Raw genomic sequence first — 8464 nt, forward strand, 5'->3', positions numbered from 1 at the left:
CGACGTTTGTCACCACGTCTGAAGAGGCACGAATCATAGCCAGAGATCGGAAAGTGCGCAAGGGCTTTTGCGAAAAAAATGAAAAATCCCGCAAAATTCCCGGCGCCCGACCGTGCGTCCGATCTGCCGCTTACTCCTTGATGCCCCACTGCGACAGCATCCACGCCATGTTGAAGGCGCTTTCCTTGACCGCGTTGTAACGCCCGGACGCGCCACCGTGGCCGGCGCCCATGTTCGTCTTGAGCAGCAGGTCGTTGTTGTCGGTCTTGTGCGCGCGCAGCTTGGCGACGTACTTGGCCGGCTCCCAGTACATCACCTGGCTGTCGTTCAGGCCCGTGGTCACCAGCATGGCCGGATAGGCCTTGCGCTCGATGTTATCGTACGGCGAATAGCTGCGCATGTAGTCGTAGGCCGCCTTTTCGGTCGGGTTGCCCCATTCGAGGTACTCGCCGGTGGTCAGGGGCAGGGTGGCGTCCATCATGGTGTTCATCACGTCCACGAACGGCACGGCCGCGTGCACGCCGCGGAACAGCTCCGGGCGCATGTTGGCCACGGCGCCCATCAGCAGGCCGCCGGCGCTGCCGCCCTGGATGATCAGGCGGCTCGGGCTGGTCCACTTTTCCTTGACCAGGAAGTCGGCCGCGTCGATGAAGTCGTAGAAGGTGTTCTTCTTTTTCATCAGCATGCCGTCATCGTGCCAGGCCTGGCCCATGTCGGTGCCGCCGCGGATGTGCGCCTGCACCACGATCACGCCGCGTTCCAGCAGGCTCAGACGCCCGATCGAAAAATTCGCTTCCGTCGGAATCCCGTACGAACCGTAGGACGTGAGCAGCATCGGCGCGCTGCCGTCGAACTTCACGCCTTTCTTGTAGACCGCCGACAGCGGCACCCTGGCGCCGTCGCGCGCGGTCACCCACAGGCGGCGGCTTTCGAAGCGGCTGGCATCGTAGCCGCCCACTACCTCGACCCGCTTGAGGACCGTGCGCGCGCCGCTGGCCATGTCCACATCGAGCACGGTCGACGGCGTCACCGGCGACTGGTAGGCCATGCGGTAGCTGGTGGCGTCGTAGGCGGGCGTGCGCATGCGCGTGGCCATGTAGACCGGATCGTCGAACTGCACCGACTTCCACGCGCGGGTCTTGAAGTTGTAGATGCGCGCGCCGTTAAGCGCATTCGATTTTTGCATCACCACCAGGAAGTCGCGGAAGGCGTCGACTTCGCGCACCATCACCGTCTTGTCGTGCTTGACCAGCTCTTTCCAGAACTTGGGGCCGGGCGTGGCCAATGGCGCGCGCACCAGGCGGAAGTTCTTCGCATCCTTGTTGGTCGTGATGAACAACTCGCCGTTGCGGTGTTCGATGCCGTAGCGATGGCCTTTTTCGCGTCCCAGCACCGGGCGGAAGGCGCCCTGCGGCTTGTCGGCCGCCAGCAGGCGCGTTTCGGTGGTGTCGGTCGCAATCATGTCGAGCATGATGAACTTGCCGTCGCGCGAAGCTTCAACCTGCATGCTGAACTGCTCGACCGCTTCGTGGTACACCTCGACCGGCGCGCTGCCGAGCGTCATGCGGAACACCCGGTCGGAGCGCTTGGTGGTGGCGTCTTCCTGCACGAAGAAGACGGTCTTGTTATCCGCCGCCCAGGCCACCGAGGTGACGCGCTGCGCGCTGTCGGGCAGCAGCTTGCCGGTCTTGAGGTCCTTGACATGCAGCTCGTACTGGCGGAACCCGGTGGTGTCGGTCAGGTACACCATCAGCGCATCGTCCGGGCTGATGAAGGTGCCGGCGATGGCGAAGAACTTCTGGCCTTCGGCCATCTCGTTCTGGTTCAGCAGGATTTCTTCGGGCGCCTTGTCGTCGTAGGCGAGCTTGGCGCCGGCCAGGCGGCGGCAGTTGATCGGGTACTGCTTGCCCGCTTCGAAGCGCGTGTAGTAGTAGTATTTTCCGGTACGCGCCGGCACCGACAGGTCCACTTCCTGCATGCGGCCCTTGATCTCGGCGAACAGCTTGTCGGACAGCGGCGCGATATCGCGCGTCATCGCGTCGGTGTAGGCATTTTCGGCCTCAAGATGGGCGATGACCTTGGGGTCTTCCTTCTTTTGCAGCCAGCGGTAGTCGTCGGTGACGACCTCGCCGTGGCGCGTTTCCTGCCACGCGGCCTTGGCTGCGACGGGCGGCGCCGCGCTGTCGGCGGCAAAGGCGGGGAGGGTACTGCTCATGGCGATCATCAGCGCGGTGAGGATGGCGGGGATTTTTTGGGAAGGCACGAACGCTCCTGTAGGGTATTTTTGTGTCAGTATCATAGGCCAGCCGGCGCGAAAAATGATAGCTCTTTCGCACTGGCTTTGCGACCCATTCACCGAGGACCGACATGAACCCCGCAAGCACGCCGCGCAGTGCGCAGCACAAGCTCCTCATGCATATATTCGACAGTGCGCTTGCCGCAGTCGACCCGCTGGCGGTGCTGGCGCGCCACCTGCCCGAGCCACCCAAAGGGCGCACCATCGTCATCGGCGCCGGCAAGGCGGCCGCGCGCATGGCGCAGGCGCTCGAGCAGCACTGGCAGGGCCAGCTCGAAGGCCTGGTGGTCACGCGCTACGGCCATGGCGCGCCGACCCGGCATGTCGAGGTGATCGAAGCGGGCCATCCGGTGCCGGACCAGGCCAGCACCACGGCGGCGCAGCGCATGCTGGCGCTGGTGCGCGGTTTGAATGAGGACGACCTGGTGCTGTGCCTGATGTCGGGCGGCGGCTCGGCGCTGCTGTCGCTGCCCGCGCCCGGCATTTCGCTCGACGACAAACGCGAACTCACGCGCGGCCTGCTGGCCAGCGGCGCGCCGATCGGCGAGATCAATTGCGTGCGGCGGCATCTGTCCGCGATCAAGGGCGGGCGCCTCGCGCTGGCCTGCCATCCGGCGCGCGTGGTGACCCTGGTGGTGTCCGATGTGCCGGGCGACGATCCGGCGGTGGTGGCGTCCGGGCCGACCATCCCCGATGGCAGCTGCGCGGCCGATGCGCTGGCGCTGCTCGCCAAATATGGCATCGCGGTGGCGCCGGCGGTGCGCGCGGTGCTGGAGGACGCGGCGCTGGCCGCGCCGGCCATCGACGATGCGCGCCTGCGCGGCAATCGGGCGCTCGTCATCGCCAGCGCCCAGCATGCGCTCGATGCCGCGGCCGAGGCGGCGCGCGCGGCCGGCTACACGCCGCTGATCCTGAGCGGATGCATGGAGGGCGAGGCGCGCGAGGTGGCGATTGTCCACGCGGGCATTGCGCGCCAGGTGATGGGCTACGGCCAGCCGGTGGCCGCGCCGTGCGTGATCTTGTCGGGTGGCGAAACCACCGTCACGGTGCGCGGCAAGGGGCGCGGCGGGCGCAATGCCGAATTCCTGCTGGCGCTCGCCGTTGCGCTCAAGGGCATGGCGGGCGTGCATGCGATCGCCTGCGATACCGACGGCATCGACGGCACGGAGAACAACGCCGGCGCGCTGCTCGATCCCGACTCGCTGGCGCGCGCCGCGCTGGCCGGCATCGATGCGGCGGAGCGACTGCGGGATAACGACGGCTACAGCTTCTTTGCGGCGCTGGACGACCTGGTGCTGACGGGACCGACGCGCACCAACGTCAACGATTTCCGCGCGATCCTGGTGGAGGCGGCGCATCGATTACCTGGGAGGTAATCGCCAGGCCCGCAAGGGTGCGCGAAAATGGGGTCAAGCCAACCAAGGAGAACTGCCATGAGCCATTCCCCCGCCCCCGGTTTTATCCGTACCAATGATGGCGTCGACCTGTTCTACCGCGACTGGGGCAGCGGTGCGCCGGTGCTGTTTGTGGGCGGCTGGTCGCTGCCGTCGGATGCGTGGAACTACCAGATGATGGCCCTGTCGCGGCAAGGGCTGCGCTGCATCGCCTTCGACCGGCGCGGGCATGGGCGTTCCAGCGATCCGGGCCGGGGTTACGACTTCGACACCCTGGCCGGCGATGTGGCCGCGGTGATCGGCACGCTCGACCTGCGCGGCGTGACCCTGGTCGCGCATTCGATGGGCTGCAACGAGGTGGTGCGCTACCTGGGCCGGCACGGCAGCGCGCGGGTGGCGCGGCTTGTGTTGATGGGACCGATGACGCCGATGATCATGCGCGCCGACGACAACCCGGAAGGCATCGACGGCGCGCTGTTCGAGGCGTTTCGGGAACAGCAGCTGGACCGCGATTTCCCGCGCTGGATCGACGAGAACGCGCTGCCGTTCCTGACGCCCGATGCATCGGCGGGAATGATCAGGTGGCTGCGCCAGATGGCGCTGGCGTGCTCGCACAAGGCGCTGCATGATTGCCATGTGGCGGTCCAGCATGCGGACATGCGTGCCGACCTGGCGCAGGTGGACGTGCCGGCCCTGATTATCGCTGGCGCGCTGGACGTGAGCGCGCCCCTGGCGCTGACGGCGCGGCGGACCGCGTCCATGATCGCAGGGGCGCGCCTGACGGTGTACGATGACGCGGCGCATGGGATGTTCGTGACGCATGCGGAGCGGGTCAATGCGGACCTGATGGCGTTTATCGGGCCGGGTCCGGCGTAAGGTGCGTCGCCATGACGTGGTCCGGCCGGGGTGGCAGTCGTACATGTCCCGCCCAAAGGCCGCCGCGCATGGCGGCATGCGAATCCGTATGAACCGGAAGGATGAAGGAGCGCGCAATGACAGCAGCAAGCCAATCGTCCCCCTCGCGCGACCAGTACTTCGGCGATTTTTCGGCCGCGCTGCGTTACTGGCGCGGCAAGCGCGGTTACAGCCAGCTGCATCTTTCCACTGTCAGCGCGGTCTCGCAGCGCCACATCAGCTTCCTCGAAAGCGGCCGCGCCCAGCCCAGCAAGGAACTGATCCTCAAGCTCATGCTCGACCCGAACGGCCTGCGCCAGTACCTGGTCAACTGGGACGCGGTGTGCGCCGACGCCCTGCACTGGATCCAGCGCGAAGCCATGGGCGACGGACCCGGCAGCGAAGCGACCACCCTGCTGGCAGAACTGGCGGCCTTGCCCGGCATCGACGCCATCGGCGCAGCGGCCCACGCACCCAACCTCGACCGGCGCGCGCTGCCGTTTTTGCCGCTGGCCATCCGCAAGGACGGCGTCGAACTGAACGTGTTTACGGCCATCACCACCATGGGCACGCCGCACGATGTAACGGTGCATGAATTGCGTCTCGAATCGTTCTTTCCCGCCGACGAGCACAGCAAACAGTGGTTTATTGCAAAAAATGTTGCGTGAAGATCACGCTGCAAGTGAACTTCCTTGCCATTCACAGCAGTGATGGCAGAAAATACCGCCTCATATAAGGTCGGCAACACAGACATCGACAAGATGCAGTGCCGACGGCGTCCATCGCCGCGCGTTTGCAGCATGCGAGTACGTCCAGAAAAAGAAGCAGGAGACAGGATTACCTTCGTCGTACGCTTCATCAACTTTTTCCAGGGAACTCGAATGATCAAGATGTCCAAGATGCACAAGCGCGTTATCGGCGCGCACGGCGCCGTGCTGGCCCTGACGGCACTGCTGCCGATCGGGTCGGCCATGGCCCAGGCGCAAGTCCAGGCGCAAGCTGCTCCGGAACTGCAAACCGTCACCGTGACCGCCCAGCGCCGTACCGAGAACATCAAGGAAGTGCCGGTCTCGGTCACCTTGCTCAAGGATGAGAAGCTCGATGTGCTCGTTTCTGGTGGACAGGACATTCGCGTGCTGGCCGGCAAAGTGCCGAGCCTGAACGTGGAATCGTCGAACGGCCGCACCTTCCCGCGCTTTTACATCCGCGGCTACGGCAATACCGACTTCAACACCTTCGCCTCGCAGCCGGTTTCGCTGATCTATGACGACGTGGTGCAAGAGAACCCGATCCTGAAAGGGTTCCCGATTTTCGACCTGGCCGGCGTGGAAGTGCTGCGCGGCCCGCAGGGCACCCTGTTCGGCCGCAACACGCCGGCGGGCGTGGTCAAGTTCGAATCCGAAAAACCGAAGCTCGACAGCTTCGGCGGCTACTACAACGCCTCCGTCGCGACCCACAACACGGTCAACGTCGACGGCGCCGTGAATATTCCGCTGAGTAAAGAATGGGCAGCGCGCTTCTCGACCCTGCGCCAGCACCGCGACGACTTCGTCGACAACACCTTTACCGGCAAGGAAGACGCGCTCGAAGGCTACAACGAGCACGCCGAACGCCTGCAAGTGCTGTACAAGCCGGGCACGACCTTCAATGCCCTGTTCAATGTGCACCAGCGTTCGACCACGGGCAGTTCGCGTTTGTTCCGCGCGAATATCATCAAAAAAGGCACGAACCAACTGGTCGACGGTTTCGACGCCGACAAGATCGCCAACAACGGCCTGAACTTCCAGGCCCTGCGCACCAACGGCGCCAACGTGCGCATGTCGTGGGACCTGGGTGCGCTCAAGCTGTACTCGATCACCGGCTACGAAGGCGTGGACCACTACCTGAGCCGCGGCGACATCGACGGCGGTGTGCCGACCGGCCCGGGCGTGATCCCGTTCCAGGTTGAAACCGCTGGCGGCATCGGCGACGTCAAGCAATACAGCCAGGAAGTGCGGGTCGAATCGAAGAACAGCGGCCCGATGAACTGGCAGGCGGGCCTGTACTACTTCAACGAAGACGCCACCGGCTCGACCGACAACTACAACAGCACCAGCGGCGCGCAAACCTCGCGCCTGGTGAGCCATCAGAAGAACACCGCCTGGGCGGCGTTCGGCTCGGTCAACTACGTGATCAGCGATGCCTTCAACGTGCGCGGCGGCTTGCGCTACACCAACGACAAGAAGGATTTCAACACGGTCACGGCGTGGAACGTGGCGCAGATCGGTCCTGGTTCGGTCGGCGAGAGCAGCAACAAGCCCAACTGGGACCTGAGCGGTACCTACAAGCTGAACAAGGATGTCAACGTGTACGCACGCGTGGCGACCGGCTTCCGCGCGCCGAGTATCGCGGCGGCCTCGGCTGCGGTGCCGATCACCGTGGCCGACGCCGAAACCATCACCTCGGTGGAAGCCGGCGTGAAAGCCGACCTGTGGAACCGCCGCGCGCGCGTGGCCTTCAGCGTGTACGACTACCAGGTCAAGAACCAGCAGCTGACCGTAGTCGGCGGCAACTCGAACGTCAACCGCCTGATCAACGCGGCCAAGACCAACGGCCGTGGCGCCGAGCTGGACTTCGAAGGTTTCGTCACCACCAACTTCAAGGTCTCGGCGGGCGGCAGCTACAACTTCACCGAAATCCGCGACGGCAGCATTTCGGTCAACAAATGCGCGCAGTGCACCATCACCGATCCGCTCAACGCCGCCGGCCGCGTCGTCATCGACGGCAATCCATTGCCGCAGGCACCGAAATGGATCCTCAACGCCACCGCGCGCTACTCGATGGATCTGGGCGAAGGCCAACTGTTCGTGTTCTCCGACTGGGCCTACCGCAGCAAGATCAATTTCTTCCTGTACGAAGCGAAGGAATTCACCGGCAAGCCGCTGGTGGAAGGCGGCCTGCGGGTTGGCTACACCTGGGATAGCGGCAAGTATGAAGTGGCCGCGTACGGCCGCAACATTACCGGCACCGAGCGCATTGTCGGCGGCATCGACTTCAACAACCTGACCGGCTTCACCAACGAGCCGCGCCTGTGGGGTATGCAGTTCAAAGGCAACTTCTAACACGGTTTGCCGGTGTGACGAAAAAGCCGCGAGCGCTCGCGGCTTTTTCAATCCGGTGTCTACAATCCGGTGTCAGGTCTGACTACAATCCGGTGTCAGGTCTGACATTCGGACACGGGCTCATCCCCCATCAATCCGGTGTCAGGTCTGACATTCGGACACGGGCTCATCCACCATTTGGTGTCACGTTGACATTCGGGCGCGGCCCGGACAGGCACAAGCTCATCCACCGAAACTGCTTGCCATCATCGAAATGTGGCCAGACACTGCGTGTGCTCATGCATTGTGCAGAAAACCGCTGCTAGAGTCGCTGCATGACCAGACCGCTCAGACTCGAATATCCTGGTGCCCTCTACCACGTGACTGCACGTGGAAATCGGCGCCATCCCATCTATCTGGACGACGCTGACCGCCGCGCCTGGTTTGGCGCGTTGCGCGATGCCTGTGCACGCAGCAACTGCGTGGTGCATGCCTACTGCCAGATGAATAATCACTTTCATCTGCTTATCGAAACGATCGATGGCAATCTTTCCGCAGCGATGCGCCAGCTCAACGGCAATTTTTCGCGCGGCTTCAACCGTCGCCACGATACGGTCGGACATTTGTTCCAGGGACGCTATCACGCTGTCCTGGTTCAAAAGGAAGCTTACTTGTAAGCGCTCCATAAACCCCAGACTTGCTGGCTAATCCGAATTTCCGCATTCTTGCTACTTCGATTTGATACCGGAGCAAGCATGGAAAACACGACCGTTTTTTGGGAGAAGCACGTTGCCGCGATT

The 8464-nt window shown here is 63.8% G+C and carries 6 protein-coding genes; 5 read left to right on the plus strand and 1 reads right to left on the minus strand.

All coding sequences use genetic code 11. From position 1 onward, the window contains the following. Positions 1–130: 130 nt before the first annotated feature. Positions 131–2263 carry a S9 family peptidase gene (locus F2P45_RS30085; protein WP_370663332.1) on the minus strand — a complete coding sequence of 711 codons (2133 nt, stop codon included), beginning with the start codon at positions 2261–2263 and terminating at the stop codon, positions 131–133. Between the two features lie 104 nt (positions 2264–2367). Here F2P45_RS30085 and F2P45_RS30090 point away from each other — a divergent pair, with 104 nt between their 5' ends. The 5 genes from F2P45_RS30090 to F2P45_RS30110 all read left to right on the plus strand — a co-directional run bounded on the left by F2P45_RS30090 (position 2368) and on the right by F2P45_RS30110 (position 8341). Then, positions 2368–3672, plus strand: coding sequence for a glycerate kinase type-2 family protein (locus tag F2P45_RS30090; protein WP_166881898.1), 1305 nt, complete (start codon positions 2368–2370; stop codon positions 3670–3672). Between the two features lie 57 nt (positions 3673–3729). Further along, positions 3730–4566 (plus strand): alpha/beta fold hydrolase, encoded by an 837-nt coding sequence (locus tag F2P45_RS30095; protein WP_166881899.1) that lies wholly within the window; start codon positions 3730–3732, stop codon positions 4564–4566. A 116-nt stretch (positions 4567–4682) separates the two neighbouring features. Beyond that, complete coding sequence (locus F2P45_RS30100; protein WP_166881900.1) at positions 4683–5252, plus strand: helix-turn-helix domain-containing protein; 570 nt, start codon at positions 4683–4685, stop codon at positions 5250–5252. Between the two features lie 213 nt (positions 5253–5465). Continuing rightward, complete coding sequence (locus F2P45_RS30105) at positions 5466–7685, plus strand: TonB-dependent receptor (protein WP_166881901.1); 2220 nt, start codon at positions 5466–5468, stop codon at positions 7683–7685. A 314-nt stretch (positions 7686–7999) separates the two neighbouring features. Next, positions 8000–8341 (plus strand): transposase, encoded by a 342-nt coding sequence (locus tag F2P45_RS30110; RefSeq protein WP_166881902.1) that lies wholly within the window; start codon positions 8000–8002, stop codon positions 8339–8341. Positions 8342–8464: the final 123 nt, after the last annotated feature.

The organism is Massilia mucilaginosa (assembly GCF_011682145.1).
In the GTDB taxonomy this organism is placed as follows: Bacteria; Pseudomonadota; Gammaproteobacteria; order Burkholderiales; family Burkholderiaceae_D; genus Telluria_A; species Telluria_A mucilaginosa.

Coding starts and splice junctions, on each gene's coding strand:
- F2P45_RS30090 (WP_166881898.1), top strand. CDS start 2,368: ATGAACCCCGCAAGCACGCCGCGCAGTGCGCAGCACAAGCTCCTCATG.
- F2P45_RS30095 (WP_166881899.1), top strand. CDS start 3,730: ATGAGCCATTCCCCCGCCCCCGGTTTTATCCGTACCAATGATGGCGTC.
- F2P45_RS30100 (WP_166881900.1), top strand. CDS start 4,683: ATGACAGCAGCAAGCCAATCGTCCCCCTCGCGCGACCAGTACTTCGGC.
- F2P45_RS30105 (WP_166881901.1), top strand. CDS start 5,466: ATGATCAAGATGTCCAAGATGCACAAGCGCGTTATCGGCGCGCACGGC.
- F2P45_RS30110 (WP_166881902.1), top strand. CDS start 8,000: ATGACCAGACCGCTCAGACTCGAATATCCTGGTGCCCTCTACCACGTG.